This window comes from Nocardia amamiensis (assembly GCF_015477605.1).
Lineage (GTDB): Bacteria > Actinomycetota > Actinomycetes > Mycobacteriales > Mycobacteriaceae > Nocardia > Nocardia amamiensis_A.
In genome coordinates, this window is record NZ_JADLQX010000011.1 from 72,132 (window position 1) to 86,973 (window position 14,842).

12 protein-coding genes are annotated in these 14,842 nt (G+C 59.9%); 3 read left to right on the forward strand and 9 right to left on the reverse strand.

From position 1 onward, the window contains the following. Positions 1 to 151 precede the first annotated feature (151 nt). Both IU459_RS16285 and IU459_RS16290 read right to left on the reverse strand, forming a co-directional pair. Positions 152 to 481, reverse strand: coding sequence for a hypothetical protein (locus tag IU459_RS16285; RefSeq protein WP_195130384.1), 330 nt, complete (start codon positions 479 to 481; stop codon positions 152 to 154). 377 nt (positions 482 to 858) lie between these two features. Continuing rightward, the gene (locus IU459_RS16290; protein ID WP_195130385.1) at positions 859 to 2,001 is read right to left on the reverse strand and encodes a hypothetical protein; all 1,143 of its coding nucleotides are present in this window, start codon (positions 1,999 to 2,001) and stop codon (positions 859 to 861) included. 335 nt (positions 2,002 to 2,336) lie between these two features. Here IU459_RS16290 and IU459_RS16295 point away from each other — a divergent pair, with 335 nt between their 5' ends. Continuing rightward, on the forward strand, positions 2,337 to 2,597 hold the full coding sequence (locus tag IU459_RS16295) for a helix-turn-helix domain-containing protein (RefSeq protein ID WP_195130386.1): 261 nt from the start codon (positions 2,337 to 2,339) through the stop codon (positions 2,595 to 2,597). 75 nt (positions 2,598 to 2,672) lie between these two features. Here the strand turns inward: IU459_RS16295 and IU459_RS16300 are convergent, their stop codons facing one another. Continuing rightward, the gene (locus tag IU459_RS16300; RefSeq protein WP_228838007.1) at positions 2,673 to 3,458 is read right to left on the reverse strand and encodes an NYN domain-containing protein; all 786 of its coding nucleotides are present in this window, start codon (positions 3,456 to 3,458) and stop codon (positions 2,673 to 2,675) included. Positions 3,459 to 3,585: 127 nt separating this feature from the next. Here IU459_RS16300 and IU459_RS16305 point away from each other — a divergent pair, with 127 nt between their 5' ends. Together IU459_RS16305 and IU459_RS16310 are read left to right on the forward strand one after the other, a co-directional pair. Then, positions 3,586 to 5,223, forward strand: coding sequence for a site-specific DNA-methyltransferase (locus IU459_RS16305; RefSeq protein ID WP_195130387.1), 1,638 nt, complete (start codon positions 3,586 to 3,588; stop codon positions 5,221 to 5,223). Beyond that, positions 5,220 to 7,670, forward strand: a complete 2,451-nt coding sequence (locus IU459_RS16310) for a DEAD/DEAH box helicase (RefSeq protein WP_195130388.1) — start codon at positions 5,220 to 5,222, stop codon at positions 7,668 to 7,670. The genes IU459_RS16305 and IU459_RS16310 overlap by 4 nt, the downstream gene beginning before the upstream one ends. A gap of 63 nt (positions 7,671 to 7,733) precedes the next feature. Here the strand turns inward: IU459_RS16310 and IU459_RS16315 are convergent, their stop codons facing one another. The 6 genes from IU459_RS16315 to IU459_RS16340 form a co-directional block, all read right to left on the reverse strand. Further along, positions 7,734 to 8,834, reverse strand: a complete 1,101-nt coding sequence (locus tag IU459_RS16315) for a Shedu anti-phage system protein SduA domain-containing protein (RefSeq protein WP_195130389.1) — start codon at positions 8,832 to 8,834, stop codon at positions 7,734 to 7,736. A 352-nt stretch (positions 8,835 to 9,186) separates the two neighbouring features. Continuing rightward, the gene (locus IU459_RS16320; RefSeq protein ID WP_324198894.1) at positions 9,187 to 9,609 is read right to left on the reverse strand and encodes a histone-like nucleoid-structuring protein Lsr2; all 423 of its coding nucleotides are present in this window, start codon (positions 9,607 to 9,609) and stop codon (positions 9,187 to 9,189) included. Positions 9,610 to 9,619: 10 nt separating this feature from the next. After that, complete coding sequence (locus IU459_RS16325; protein WP_195130390.1) at positions 9,620 to 9,868, reverse strand: hypothetical protein; 249 nt, start codon at positions 9,866 to 9,868, stop codon at positions 9,620 to 9,622. Then, positions 9,844 to 12,456: a helicase C-terminal domain-containing protein gene (locus IU459_RS16330; protein WP_195130391.1), complete on the reverse strand. Its 2,613-nt coding sequence runs from the start codon at positions 12,454 to 12,456 to the stop codon at positions 9,844 to 9,846. The genes IU459_RS16325 and IU459_RS16330 overlap by 25 nt, the downstream gene beginning before the upstream one ends. Before the next feature lie 309 nt (positions 12,457 to 12,765). Further along, positions 12,766 to 13,281, reverse strand: a complete 516-nt coding sequence (locus IU459_RS16335) for a helix-turn-helix domain-containing protein (protein ID WP_195130392.1) — start codon at positions 13,279 to 13,281, stop codon at positions 12,766 to 12,768. Positions 13,282 to 13,968: 687 nt separating this feature from the next. Next, positions 13,969 to 14,712 carry a class I SAM-dependent methyltransferase gene (locus IU459_RS16340; RefSeq protein ID WP_324198895.1) on the reverse strand — a complete coding sequence of 248 codons (744 nt, stop codon included), beginning with the start codon at positions 14,710 to 14,712 and terminating at the stop codon, positions 13,969 to 13,971. Positions 14,713 to 14,842: the final 130 nt, after the last annotated feature.

Genomic DNA, 14,842 nt, shown 5'->3' on the forward strand with positions numbered 1-14,842 from the left:
CGCCGAAAAGGCCCGAGTAGCAAAACTTTTAGCTATCGCGTAACGAACGGCGGATCACGTTAGTGGCGCGCTGCCCGGCCAGGTACTCAACCGGCACGCTATAAACACCTGCGGCACCTACTCATGCCTGCGAACTCGGAGCAATACGTATCTACCGCTCGCCCGCTGCTTCAGCTTCGACGTGTCTGGTTGCTTTGGCCAGGATAGCTTGAGAATCTTTGCCAAGGGCGGTCGTGAGATGCTGCAGGTCGGCGAACAGGTCGACCAGAGCAGTTTCGATTTCTTGGTTATCGCCGACACGCTTGGCGTAGTGCAGCAGCGTATCCGCCGCCCACAGAGCGCGTGTGTTTATGTCTGACACGAAATCCTCGTTGGTGATGCGGCGTTGATCAAGATCTTTTCCGCCGAGGTATTGGCCCAACTCTGGGACGGTCTTCACCTCGATTGGTGTTGCGTTGTAGTTCGATGATGCTAGTGGCATACATTTGATCTCCGTTTACTGATTTGATTATATAATCACCGCTGTTAGGCATCAATAGCGAATGTCCATAATGCGTCACTATCGATGAACTGTCTTGTTTTATCCCGCAGAAGCTGAATTCGAGCGGCTTTGATATCCCGGCGGCCCGGACAACGGCATAGTCAAGGAAAGCAACGCTTTCCTGGGCGGGGAGTTGGAAGAGGAACACGAACGAGAGCGCATCACGCCAGAGAAGATCCGTCCGGTTGTTGACCGGCCGCTCAATCCCTCGGAAATGCCCGTCATCTATGTCATGAGGCGGCATCGCAGATGGTGGTAGCAGCCCGATGTCGTCGATGCTTCGCTGCAAGAAGAACACTGTCCCGCGGCGCAGGGGCCTATGCAGCTGCCCGATCCTGACCGGCTCCTGCTCGGTGAACCTCGTCGTTCTTAACCCAGACGAAGGCGACGCCACTTCGGGGCATGATCCAGCCATCGAACTGTAGACCGATCGTCCTGCCCGGCACCGTGTCCGGGCTTTTGGTGACGACGGTCTTGTGGCTGCTGGCAATGAAGTCGATCAGGTTGACGTAGGCAATGTCCGTGTCGCTGTAGTCGAGGTCGATGTTGATCCCGCGGCTGGGCTGATCAACCGTGAACTGCAGCCACCGGCTCTGCGGCGCGGGTTGTAGGCGGTAGGTGAAGGCGAGGGTCCGTGGTCGGGTCCGATCACTATCCGGTAGTCCGAGATCGACGGTGTAGGTTTGCGCTCCCTTCCGAGCGCTCCGCCGGATGGCACGTTCCTCGCCATCAACGGTGAACTGGACCAGTTCGAAAGCTTCCTTGGCACCAGCGTCGATGCCGCTGGTCGGGTTGTAGTACCAGGCGAAAGTTGAGGCGGGATCGTGGGTCAGGGCGCGGTACTCGTCGGCATCGGATACCGATACGAACCGGCGCAGAGTGCCTGACGGCACGGTGGTGTATTCCTGCCGCACTGTGATGACAAGCCCGGAGGGGTCAGTGGAGACTGCATGGGCGGTATTCGATGTCGGGGTCGTGATCCGAACCGAAAGCTTGACGTCATGCCATCGTTCGATGGACTGCACGGCCTGGTCGCGAATGTCCGTGTAGAGCTCGCGGGCCAACTCCCTGTCCTTAAGCCGCATTGCCAAGCTGTTGGCGATGATCTCGTCCAGGAGCTCAGGAGTGGCCACCCGCCGCAGGTCATCGTCAGCAAAGGCGAATCCCTTGATGACGGCTTCTTTCATGGCGGGTGCCTGCTCGACCAGCAGCCGCCGGAGGCGTGTTTCGTCTGCCTCCTGCTTCTCGCGCTCGAAGTAGCCGTCAAGCCAGACGCCGAGCAGGCCGGCGCCAACGAGGAGCGCGCCCAACTCGCCCCACGGTACCCAGGCCAGCCATCCCAGTTCTCGCACTGCCGGGAGGGACTTACCGACCGCCATGAGCCCGACGCCCGTCACGAACAACACCACGACAGCGAGGAGTTTTTTGGTTCGGAGGAGTCGGTTCAGCGCATCATTCATAGAGTTTGATGCATCTATTGTACCAAGCTGGCGGAATTTGGCCTAGACCAAAAGCAGGGTGGGGCGTCCACTACGAGTGCCCCACCCTGCAGTCAAGCTGTCGGTCGTCAGCCGTTGCCGCCACCGAAGAAGCCGTTTCCGCCTCCCATGGTGCCACCTCCCGTCTTGCCGAAACCCCACGTGGCAGGCATTTCACCTGCAAAGCAGGGGCGAATTGAAACCCGGTGCTAATCGCACGGGCGCGTCGATTCTAGGACTCATAGTATTGGGATACAAGGTCTTGGGATACAAAGTCTCTGGATTTCAAGTCATGGGACGTATGGGCTTGGGTCACCATGCCACCTGCCGCCAAGCCGCCGCTGTCCGCCGCCGCCCAGATTTTCGGCGAGCGAGTACTCGCGCGCCGGAGCGAGCTTGGCCTCAGTCAGGAGAAAGCAGCGGAGGCGTGTGGCTTGCACTGGACCTACCTCGGTCAGGTGGAGCGCGGACAGCGCAATCTCACGCTCCACAACATCTTGAAGATCGCCGCGGGGCTAGAGATCGACGCTGGGGAGTTAGTGAGTGGGTTGCCGGTACCGGAAGCCGTGGCCGACTGAATCGCTCCGCCCTTGGCTGGCCAGATGACCTGTCCCGCGACTCCGGACGGGGCACTGAGGCGGAAGTTTGCGGTCCTAACTCGCGGGCACCGAAACGGTGATATCCCCGCCCGACCTACCGACAATCTTTGCCCCACCAACCTTGGCCAGGAACTCTCGGAAGTTCGAATACCCGTAGCGGTTCTCGTCGAATGTCGGATCAAGCGCCAGCATCTTGCTCTTGATCGCGCTGGCTGTTGGGGTATCGGTCATGATCTGAGAGACAGCCTCGGCGAGCAGCTGTCTGGCGCTGCTCACATCTTTCGCCGAGCCAGCCGGTTTCACTACGCCGGCAGAGGACGCGCTCGGCTCGGCCTGACGCAGTACCGTCTCCCAGAACTTGTACTCGCTACACACCGACACCAGCCGGGCACTGGTGGTGGCCTCGTTGGTGCCGATGCCGATGACGTGCTTGCCGAACTCGCGCAGTTTCTGCACCAGCGGAGTGAAGTCGCTGTCCCCCGTCACCAGGACGAAGACGCCGATGTCAGCGTGGACGATCAGGGTCTCCATCGCATCGACCGCCAGCCGGATGTCGGCGGCGTTCTTGTGTGTACCCGGTGCGAAACGGCCGAGCTGCACCAGGTCAATGCCATTCTCGGCAAGCGCACGCTCGTACTGGCCGAACCGCTCATCACGCCAGTCGGCATACGCTCGGCGCACCGACGCGTTGCCGAACCCCCGACAGAGCCACCGCAGCGCAGATGACGGAATCGCTTTGGCCCCTGCGCCATTGCCGCCAGCACCGAGGACGAGGTTCTCAAAATCCATGAAGACAGCCACGGCCCCGTTGCTGTCTCCGATACGTCCGTCGCGCCGCATGCTCATCACCCCCTGGACCGCTACGTTGGTCGACGCGTGGAGTCTACGTTGCCGGTAGCGAGTCTGGGTGACGTTGAGCACAACGCCGCTATGCCAAGTCGACCCAGGAGTCGCTATCCGTGTGCCAATGGTGTCGTTGTCACCGGCTACTGTTGCCCGCGAAGACACGACGAGCGAAGGGGAGATCATGGCCGGTCGGCTGACGCTGTCTTGGGTCAACAAGGACCAAGCTCTCGTGCCGGACGAGAATGGCGGCTACACCTGGGTCGATCGTGACGATCCCCGAGTCACGGAGGTGCGTCTACTCCACAGTGCAGGTAGCTGCGGAGGACCTACCGGCGATGACAATCTGCTCATCCAGGGTGACAGCTACGACGCCCTCCATGCGCTTGTACGGACTCCGGAGTACGCAAGGCGCTACCGGGGCAAGGTCAAGCTCGTCTACATCGATCCTCCCTTCAACACCGGCCAAGCGTTCGAGCATTACGAGGATGCGCTGGAGCACTCGGTTTGGCTCGGCATGATGCGTGAGCGGTTATTGCTGATTAGAGAACTTCTGTCCGCCGACGGATCCGTATGGGTGCACCTCGATGACGCCGAAATGGCCTACTGCCGAGTCCTCATGGATGAGATCTTCGGGCGCGGAAATTTCATCGCTAACGTGATTTGGCAGAAGATCCATGCACGAAATAACTCGGCGCAACACTTCTCGACGGTACACGACTACATCCTCGTTTATGCGAAGGATCGGGATCTACTCCGGCTCGGCAGAGTGGAACGAACTGAGTTGAGCGATTCTGACTTCTGGAACCCGGACAATGATCCACGGGGCCGCTGGCGGCGGTCAGATCTCACCGCATCTCATTCCTACGAGGATGGTCGGTATGAGGTAATTGGGCCACATGGTGATGCTTTCAGCCCTCGGGGGAACCGATGGTGGTCCGTCTCCAAAGACACGTTCGAGCAGTTGCGCGCGGATAATCGACTCTGGTGGGGTAAGACCGGCCGAACGTTCCCGTTTCGCAAGCGATTCGAGTCTGAGCTGGGTGGGTTGGTTCCGAATACTTTCTGGACACACGACGAGGTGGGCGACAACCGTCAAGCCAAAGCGGAGATAACCAGACTCTTCGGCCGAAGCGCAATTTTTTCTACACCCAAGCCCGAGAAACTTTTGCATCGCATTCTCACTATCGGATCAGACCCAGGCGACATCGTGCTTGACTGTTTTGCAGGGTCAGGTACAACCCTAGCGGTTGCCCACAAGATGGGGAGAAAATGGGTTGGCGTCGAGATGTCACCGTCAACGATCGAGACTTTTACACAACCGCGGCTTGAAAAACTCGTATTGGGCGACGATGCCGGCGGGGTTACGGATGCCCTTAGCTGGTCGGGAGGCGGAGAGTTCCGCTGTCTGACTGTCGGTCCATCCCTCTACGAGCGTGTACGTGAGCGGATGCTTTTGGCCGACTGGGCGAAAGGGGACGAGTTTGCCCAAGCTGTTGCCGCTCAGCTCGGGTTCACATTCGAGATCGATAAGCCCTTCCACGGGCGGAAAGGTCGTGCCCGTCTCGCCGTCCTCGATGGGGTGGCAGACGATGTTGTCGTACGCGCGATTGTCTCCCACCTTGCTGAGGATGAGCGCGTGATAGTCGTCGCCAAGGCTACTGCGCCCGGCGCGGCAGAGACTTTGAAAGACCTAAGCCGCGGGTCTCGGCTACTGAAGGCGCCGCAGGACCTTGTTCGACAGGGGAGGGTTGTTCGATGACGTGGTTGCCTTTTGACGATGCCCTGGTCGAAGAGATTCAGGCGCGCATGGATCTCCGCAAACCCAACGCTAGGGGTCTGGCCGAGGTAGCGAAGGCAATCCAGGCTGGCGACGGCCGCGAAGTTGTCTGCGACCTCGCCACTGGCGTTGGCAAAACCTACCTGGCCGCCGCGCTCGTGGACTACCTCGCAGCGCAGGGCGTGCGCAATATCCTCATCGTGACGCCCGGCAGCACTATCCAGAGCAAGACGATTGATAACTTCACCCCTGGACACCCCAAGTTTGTCGCTGGTGCGGAATATGAACCCACACTTATTACGGCAGACAACTTTTCCCGCGGTCAGGTTGGCGACGCACTGCACGATGATGCGGTCGTCAAGGTCTTCATTTTCAACGTCCAGCAGCTGACGAAGCCGACCATCAAGACGTCGCGGAAGACGCGGGAAACGGACGAGTTCATCGGGCAGGGGCTCTACGACCACCTGCAGAGCGTTGGCGATCTGGTGGTCATCGCGGACGAGCATCATGTCTATCGCGAGAAGGCGAAGGCGTTTGGGGCTGCGGTCCGAGAGCTGAATCCGCGAGCCATCGTCGGCCTGACGGCAACACCTGATGAGTCCGACCTCGACAAGGTCGTTTTCCAGTACAGTCTGGCGGACGCGATCGCCGACGGCCTGGTGAAGACACCGGTCATCGTGTACCGCGAGGACGGCCAGAAAGACATCGAGACCCAGCTGTCCGATGCCTGCCACCTGCGTGCTCGTAAGGAAGAGGTGTGGCACGTTTGGGCAGACCAAAAGGGAAAACCGCAGATCAGTCCCGTGTTGTTCGTGGTTTGTCAGGACATTAAGGACGCTGAGCACGTTGCCAACATCTTGGCCCGGGACGGGTATCTGCCCGGCGAGGGGCAGGTGCTGCTGATCACCAGTCAATCCAGCGACAAGGCACTGGCCGAACTGGCGGCAGTGGAGTCACCGGATTCGCCGGTCCGCGCGGTCGTCAGCGTCAACATGCTGAAAGAAGGCTGGGACGTCAAGAACATTGGCGTCATCGTCGGCTACCGGGCACTGGCGTCGAGCACGCTGACGGAGCAGGTACTCGGCCGCGGCCTGCGCCTGCCGTTCGGTTCCCGTGTCGGCGTAGCGGCTATCGACCACGTTGATCTCGTGGCGCACGATTCCTATAGGAAGCTGCTCGCCAACAAGAATGCGCTGCTTCAGCAGTTGGTCCCCTCGGCGCCCGAGTTGCCGCCTACTCCTCCTTCACCTGATGGGCAGCCGATGCCGTTGCCGTTCGGTGAGTCGCAGCCTAGTCATTCCGAGATCGCCGAAAACGGCGAGTTGCACCTTGTCGGCCCGGCACGTATCCAAGATGGGGACTTGGTCGACGGTACCGAATTCTTGATCCTGTCATCCTTCGAAGCGGCGAAAGAACAGCTCGGAAAGGATCAGGCGGCAGCCAGCCAGGTGCTGTACAAGGTGAAAGACGCGCCGTCCATCGTGTTTCCCCGCCGGGAACGCGAGTACGCACCGGTGACGTTCTCGCTCAGCTACATCGAGAACTCCGCAGCGCAAGCCATCGGCGCCGCGTTCAAGCACGAGTTCCCGGTCCACCTCAAGCGACAAGCGCTGGTTGCTGAGCGGGATATGCACGGCCAGGCCACGGTACAGACTCAGCAGTTGGAAGACGAAGATGCGACCCAGCGGTACGTCTCGGTCGCCGATGTCCGCCAAGAGCTTGAGGACGGTGTCTGGAAGCTGAGGCTTGTGCCTGCCGAAATGCAAGAGCTGAATGCCGCAGCGCGGGTTGCGAAACAGTTCTTGCTTGGCGCAGGTGTCACCGACGACAACGACGAAGCGCTCTGGAGCACGCGACGCACCCAGCAGGCGGTCAAGGAAATCGCGCAGCTGATCAGGGATGCGTATAGCAACCGTCGCTTGCAGCCAAAGTGGAACTACAAGCGGGTTGAAGTACCGATCCGCCGGCCGATGCCGAGTGAGACCGCCAGCCGCTGGGAAGACAAGTTCAACAAGAACAAGTGGTATGGCGACTGGAGCCGATCAATCCAGCCCTTCGCCAACTTCGACGCCAAGAGCACGGAGTTCACTCTGGCGCAGATGTTCGACAGCTCGCCGCATGTCAAGTGGTGGCTTCGGATCTACGAACCTGGAGAGGTTTGGATCGAGCGCGACAACACCAAGAAGTACTACCCGGACTTCATCGTCCTCGACAAAGAGGATGTGTACTGGGTGATCGAGGGTAAATCCGATATCTCGGCCCGCGATATAGAGGTGCTGGATAAAAAGAAAGCTGCAGAGGAATGGGCGCGCCAGGTCCGCGACGACGGACGCTTTGGCATCTGGCGTTACGTCTTCGCTACCGAATCGATAATCAAACAAGCTAAGACATGGGAAGAGCTTATCGCAAAGGCCAAGCCGGAAATGTAGGTTTCTTAACGAAGGCTATTTGTGCGCGTCTCGACCCGTGGCGGCATACGGTCGAGACGCGATTCACAGATTGATGTCGTGAGCTGATGCCCGAGTGTGTGTAGCTTCGCGGTCAAAGTTCACCGATCGCTCAGCGCTCCCCACGAGCTGATCGTAAGTAATAACCTCGATGCGACTGAGTCCCGCCGTGTACTGGCGTAGCGTGCGTGCGACGACTTCCCGTTCGGCTTCCGATGGCCTGTAATGATCAGAATGACCGATAACCACGGTCGCAAACACTCGGCTCATGTCATAGTGCTGGCCAAGCTCGGTTCTGAACGTGCCCGACATTACAACCCCTTGCTCATCCATGCTGCGCAGATAGCTCATCGCTTGAGCGGTGGCTTCGTGGACGGGCGAACCGACAATCCAGTGATTGCGATAAGACTTGATGAGCCCCTTGATACTCGGCCCTTTGAGTTCCACGATATGCAACGTACCGTCGGCGCCGAGAAGGGGGATATCGGTCTCATCAAGCATCGTGAGCGCTCGCCGCGATGCTACGCCCACATAGCGACCGCCGAATATCCAGTAGGCGCTGCCGATGAGCCTTTGCACGTCTGTTTCTGTGCTGCGAGGATTATCGACGAGCTCCCGCAACCGCGCGACCAACTTTCGGCGATCCTCAAGGATGGCCGACTGAGCCGCTGTCATGCCTCGCTCGCTCGATGTGAGAAGATGGACGATCTTTTCGAGATCTGAGTGCTGCATGAGCGCGTCGACGAGGTGTTGCGGATCAACATCGGTTGTCTTCAGAAGCCCCAGTAGCGCCGCACCGGGGGAATCGACATCCACCACCTGGTACCGCCCTGTTCGGGCAACGTCGCTATGGAGGAACGCTAGGAGCTTTTCGATCTCGTCATTTTCGCAGAACCAAGTGTTCTTGTCACTTGTGTCATAATCGACGTCGATCGCTTGATTTGCGGAGGTATCGTTAGCGCGAAAGCGCAGCTCCCGCTTCCTAACCTCGCCGTCATCCGGACTGCCATAATGACTGAGTTCGACAGTTTTTATAACCTTCGGGCCATTTTTGATCACAGCGCCTTTGTGCTGGAGGCGTCGTCCCCTCGCGGCGTTTATCCAGATTCGAAACGCTGTCTCCGCGTCAGCCTGATCTGCCACCATGCCCTCCCGTCGTACCGCGATCCATCCTGCCCGGCTCGAATGTATAGGAAGCATGCGAGCACGGCGGTGTTTTCCCCAGCTGCCGAGCCGGCGGACACGAGCAAGAAGGAGCGCACCGCCGCGGAGCGCTCGCGCCTCCCTAGCTGATTCAGCAGCGTCGCGGACGTGACACCCCGCGACGCCAATGCGCCAGCGGCACCGCAGCCATTGCTATCGGCAGGGCCTTGTGCGGCGTGCTCAGGCTGTCTACCTGTCGGAGCATGGGCTACTGCGGCGTCGGAAGCTGCTGCGTTCGTCCGGTGCTGGTATTCGAAGGGTCAACGCGGTCAAGCGGCAGTGGCCGCACGAACGACTACTCGTTCGCCTTCTTGTACGCCTCGACGATGTCCGCCTGAATCCGTCCGCGGCTGGAGACCTCGTAGCCGTTCTGGCGGGCCCACTCACGGATCGCCTGCGTCTGCTCGCGGCTTGCCGCCGACCGGGCCACGCTCTTGCCCTTAGGGATTCGCCCCACCTTGCGGGCGCGTGGCGTCCACTGCTCGAAGAACCCGCGGAGCGCGCTGGCGTTCAGGACGGACAGGTCGATCTCGTAGGTCGTGCCGTCGAGTCCAAAAACGACGGTCTCCTCGGCCTTGGACTTGCCGTCGTAGTCGTCGACCAGCTCGACGGTGACCTTCCTTGCCACGTACTTTGCCCCTTCACGTTCGTCGGACTGCCGGAACAGGCAAGCGTAGACGGTGATCGAGGAGCTCCTTCGTGCGACATGCAGTAACACCGCACGACTCCTAGACGGTGACGCCTGCGGGCAGCAGCACCAGCGAGCGGACGGCGATCAGCTCAGCGTGCCGGTAGCTTTCCACCTTGGTCACATACCCACTCACCGGATCACGGGTCACAGCCGTGCGATTGGCTCGCGAGACCCGCCAGGCGTGCGGGATGTGCTGCTCGGTCAAGCGGCCCGACGTCTGGTGGATCAAGCTGTCGCCGCCGAACAGCACGGTTGGTACCGCTACTTCATGCCCGGATGTGGCCATTCTTGCAAAAGTATTTCTGCATCCACAAATGTGCCGGTGGTGTCAATGGCGCGAGTTAGCCACCCTGTGGGTGGCAGCTGCGAGGCAATACTGTCCGCCGCGTCGAGGCGCGCCTCTGAGCTGTTCACTTTCCATTTGCCGGCGTAGCGTCCAAGGAGACTGTTGACGCGGTTCCACAGTTCGACGACCGCTTCCTTCCGTATCACCTTTATAGTGCCGATGCTGGATGCTGCTGCCGGCTCAAGTTGCTGGAGGTGGGTAACGATCAGACCGCGGATCGTGTATCCCTGCGTACCCAGTTCTGTCGTAGCCCGCGAGGCCTGATTGTGAGCCTGCCCCACGGCGTGAGCGTCGATCATGCTGTCGGCCAGGTGCTCGATCTTCGCTTCCCACGTCACTACCTCATGGGTGTTCCCGAATATGCCTCGCCACCGGCAATCAGTCGCGGCACCGTATCTCGGTCGTGTCGCCACGAATCCCAGCAGAGTTCCAACAAACTCCAAGGCTTCGGCAAATTGGTCGTGATGAACCGAAGCTAATCCTTCGGTTACACGCCTCCGCCACTTCTCGAATCGCTTGGCAGTACCCATACGCTCAAGGTGATCGTCGAAGCTTTGTACCACCACCGCCCGGAAGTCATCTTCGCCGACGGGCTGTACAGCTCTCTCCTGATTACGGTGTCGAAGCAGGGAGGCGCGGAGGCGATTGAACCATGATGAAGCCCCGCCGCGGGCGATCGCAAGTTGCAGTGTCTCCAGTGATCTCGCGGCTGCTGCAACGTCTCCGCGTCGACCTTCCAGGAAGGCTGCTTTGGCTTCGCACCATTGAGCAAACGCTCCTACTTCACGGATTCCTGCGTGGGAATATGATTCCTGGCGGGTGCGAAAATCGACCTCTGCGCCAACATAGTCCTGCCGCGAATACAGTTTCAACCACCCCGAAACTTCCGTCTTGGAGTCGTCCTCTTGGTTGTTTTCGGCAGTCTGCGGTACTGCGCTTGTGACTTCTAAGAGATCGCTATCGAATTGATCGAAATCGCCGCGCAGAAACGATGTCACTCTTTCGATGAGCTCAGCGTCATCCAGCTCGGTGTAGTCTTCTGCAAGATCGATTTCCGCCTGAATATTTGCTGACAGGCCGCGACGACGTGACTCTTGACCAAAATGTGTACTGAATCGACGGTCGGCGAGGATGTAGACGCCGTAGTCGTCCTCCGAACGATTGCAACGCCCGAGCGCCTGCACGATCCTCTGGTTCAGGCGTTGAATCATGAACTCTGCGTCTCGGAGGTAGCTCACGAGGAACTCCTCCTGAAGATTGATGGCACGCGGCTGTGTCGCCAGGATGACCAGACGACACTGATCGGCCGAAAAGTCCATGCCGTCGAATCTTCCGCCCACAAAAAGATGCCCGGCCGGTGAGGACTTGAACTGATCGATCTCGTCGCCCAGGGGGGACAGCAGCCAGGTCGGACCGTCAGGGAGACCCTGACTCAGCAGCCATTGTTTGACTGCCGTCTGGTAGGTTTCGGCATCTTTTCTGGAGGCACACAGCCACACGCTCTTGGGCTGCACTTGAAGCGCGGCTGCAATAACTCTCTCCAGACGATGAGGCAGATCCGCAGAGTCGTCGGCGTTCAGCACGAGGAGGCGGCGCCCGTAGGTCTGCGCGCTCATGGCTGATTCAATCGGCAATTTTACAATTGGATTTGTGCCCAATCGCCGCGCCAAATCTGCGGGATTACCGATAGTCGCAGAGAGGTATATCCGCTGCTCGGCGTCAGCGTATCGCTCGAAATCTTGCAGCGGATACACGTACGGACGCAGCCATAGCGATCGAGTGGAGCAATAGATATTCACCTCATGGTAGCGATCACGTATGCGACTCCACCTATATCTGAGATCATCATCGGTCAACATTTCTGAAGCAGAGTCCATGATACTGCGGAATCGGTCAGCGAATGCACTCTGATCGAGAAAAGACAGAAGTTCGGTACCCGTCCGAGAAGGCGCGTCCGTCAAGGCATCCTGCAGCGATGCGTAGTCTGGAAACGCTTGAGCTAGGTCACGCACAAGTGCCTGAAATAGGATCGGATGTTCGTAGCGGTCGATTTCCACCGAATAGAGCGAATCGAGGGCGCTCTCAGCTAAGTGCGCATCGTCGATGATTAGAAGATCAGCGCTATCGATCTTCGAGCCCTGGTTGATCATGACCCAGTAGTTCATAACCGCGATCGCTTGAGCCCGACGATACTGACGCTTACTCGGCAGAGGGATCGAATTGCCAGCTCCTTCGAACCGCACAATAGGAACATTGAGCAACGCGCTCTCAGCCTCCATCTGGCGAGCCAGCGTCTTATTGCCCGTCAGTACCGCAACCGTCTTCCCCTCTCGGCGCCACGCTTCGCCAATAAGGAGCGCGATCAGACTCTTCCCGGCACCGGTGGGTAGTTCGATGGCGAGATCAGGGGTGACGGTATAGCTGGCCGAGTACTCTTCCAGAGCCGCCAGCTGACCTGGGCGTAGCTGCGAAAACTTGGAGGAACTCAATTCGCGGAGCAGCCCAGGGTAGTCGATGTCGCCAGACATACCATCGTTGTACACGATCGGAGCGCTGCGCCGCCAAGGATTGAGCACACCCGTAAGAGCAAGTCAAAATAGTCATCTGGGGAACCAGCACCATACGGCGGATGGCCAACAGGACAAGCCGCCATCCGTCTCCTAACCGATCGGGACAGTCCGTTCCGCTCCCTTGCAGCTCCTTCGTAAGACCTGAGACTGGGCTGCTAAACCTAACGACGAGGGCCAAACCCGAGTATTGATTGCCATCCAATCCCGCATAGGCCGCTGTCGCCTACTTGCTACGCTGCCGCCACCCGACAAGTCGATTGCGACCCTCTACTTCTTCTTGCGCTGTGATGATTTGCGCCGTGTGTACCAGCGTCCTTCCGTCGAACTACGAAGTGTTACGCCCGCACGGACCAAAGTCAGTCGTGCAGCGTTGGTTGAGATATCGAAGTTACTGGCAATCTCGATCGTGGACCAGCCGTCGGCGTAGAGATTCACGGCCAACTCGGCTTGCTCGCGGGATAGCTTGAAGGCTCCCCGCTTCTCAACGCCCTGCCTTTTAAGATGGGTGCCCACAGTCTGTGTATGCACTCCGAACGCGCGGGCGAGGTCAGCGATAGACGCACCGGCTTCATACTGCGCCACCAACTTCTGTACTTCGTCCGGCAATAGCCTTCGATTCGGCCTGTACGCCCGTCTTTCCGAATTGGCCGATGTCACCTTGTTGACAAGCTTCTTGCGGGGCGCTCCGACAGGGCGTTCGCCGAGCTTAGCGATTAGACGTTCCAGGGGGCGCGGCAGGTTTGAAAGCGTTCTCGTTAGGCGTACCAAAGCGGGTTCTTTCAAACCTTCACGGTTTGAAAGAGGTCCGCTTAGGTGCACAGATTCCCGTCAGTCGTGACACCTTCCCGAGCCGCGTGTTGGAGGGCACTCGCACACCGGAGGCCACCAGTGGAAACGCGTTCTGACCTGTACCGATTGCTGGCGCATCTGCCGGATCGCGACATCTCTGCCCCCTGCGAAAAGTTTGCTGGCGGAGGTGATCAGCGGTGATCGCGCCGGTCATCCCGCCGCAGTCGCCGTTGCAGGAACTCATCTACGTACCGCAGGTCACGAACCGCGTGGTTCGTACCGCCGAGCTGATGTCGTCTACGGAATCTGCACCGTCGGAGACGGAGGTCGCGTCCTCGACAAGCACACCGTCACCGCCCTGAACTGGCAGCCGGGCACCCGCCTGGAACTCACCTGCCTGGAAGCCGGTGTCCTCCTTGCTCGACCGGCAGTGGACGGGCAGACCTTCATCGCTGCGAGCCGGTCCATCCGGAGACGTCCGCCTCGATTTAGACCGAAATCCCCTACCGTCGCCCCGAACCGGCCACCACCATCCCACCTCCGCACTACTAACCCCATCGTCCATCTACTTCCCTTCCTCCAAGCGCGGTTGTCCGTTCCGCACGAACCTTGCGGGCGAAGGGCGGCTGGTCTGCGGCCCGCAAGGTCGTGCGGACCAAGGACGCGGCGGGGTGCTCGGCTCTAGTTTGCGGAATCGCCGCCTGGTTCGGAGGGGGCGTCGTAGACCAGGGTGTATCGCCAGAACAGGCGCCGCCGGATCCGGGCGCCGGGCAGCTCCAGCGCCGCAGCGGCCCGGATGTCGGCCAGGGTGTCCTTCGGCTCCGCGGTGGGGGCCGTCATGTGCGGGGGCAGCGTATCGACGCGGGCCGGGTGTTTGATCATTCCCATCACGGGGTTGGCGACCATCGCAGGTAGATCGGCGAGCATGTCGACAAGTCCCGCCCCGCGGTAGCAGCCCACGACCACGAGTCGGCCACCCGGGACCAGGCAGTCGCGCAGCTCGCGCAAGGTCGGCACCAAAGGCAGGTGATGCAGGACGGCGAGGAGGATGACGGCGTCCCAGCGCCGCTGGTGGTCGCGTCCGGCGAAGTCAGCTTCGACGATGGTCACCGCAGGGTCGCCGGCGAAGCGCTGCGCCGCCACGCGAACAGTTGCGGCGTCGGGTTCGAGCGCGGTGACAGTAGTGGCGATATCGCGGAGCCGGGCGACGAGGTTGCCTGTGCCGCATCCGATGTCAAGGACATCACGCGCTCCTGACGCTGCCACCTGGCCGACGACCCACGGGCTGTAGTGGTCGTTGTGGCTCCACGGATGGCGCTGGTTGAACCGGTCGAGTCGAGACAGCAGCACCCCTGCATTCTCGCGACCGTCGAAGATGTCCGGACAACCACCGCCGCCCGGACCCGCATCGACACGAGTGGTCACTATCAAAACGTTGACCTCAGGTCCTGGAAGACTCCTCGGACCAGGGCGGGGACCGAGGTGCTGGAGTTCAGTGCCCCAGCGAGCTCGACATCAGCGGCCAAACCGCCGCTGATAAGTTCACGACCCGAGA

Bases quoted from the DNA above. Each gene is read 5' to 3' on its own strand.
- IU459_RS16285 (WP_195130384.1), bottom strand. From the start codon at position 481: ATGCCACTAGCATCATCGAACTACAACGCAACACCAATCGAGGTGAAG.
- IU459_RS16290 (WP_195130385.1), bottom strand. From the start codon at position 2,001: ATGAATGATGCGCTGAACCGACTCCTCCGAACCAAAAAACTCCTCGCT.
- IU459_RS16295 (WP_195130386.1), top strand. From the start codon at position 2,337: ATGCCACCTGCCGCCAAGCCGCCGCTGTCCGCCGCCGCCCAGATTTTC.
- IU459_RS16300 (WP_228838007.1), bottom strand. From the start codon at position 3,458: ATGCGGCGCGACGGACGTATCGGAGACAGCAACGGGGCCGTGGCTGTC.
- IU459_RS16305 (WP_195130387.1), top strand. From the start codon at position 3,586: ATGGTGTCGTTGTCACCGGCTACTGTTGCCCGCGAAGACACGACGAGC.
- IU459_RS16310 (WP_195130388.1), top strand. From the start codon at position 5,220: ATGACGTGGTTGCCTTTTGACGATGCCCTGGTCGAAGAGATTCAGGCG.
- IU459_RS16315 (WP_195130389.1), bottom strand. From the start codon at position 8,834: ATGGTGGCAGATCAGGCTGACGCGGAGACAGCGTTTCGAATCTGGATA.
- IU459_RS16325 (WP_195130390.1), bottom strand. From the start codon at position 9,868: ATGGCCACATCCGGGCATGAAGTAGCGGTACCAACCGTGCTGTTCGGC.
- IU459_RS16330 (WP_195130391.1), bottom strand. From the start codon at position 12,456: ATGTCTGGCGACATCGACTACCCTGGGCTGCTCCGCGAATTGAGTTCC.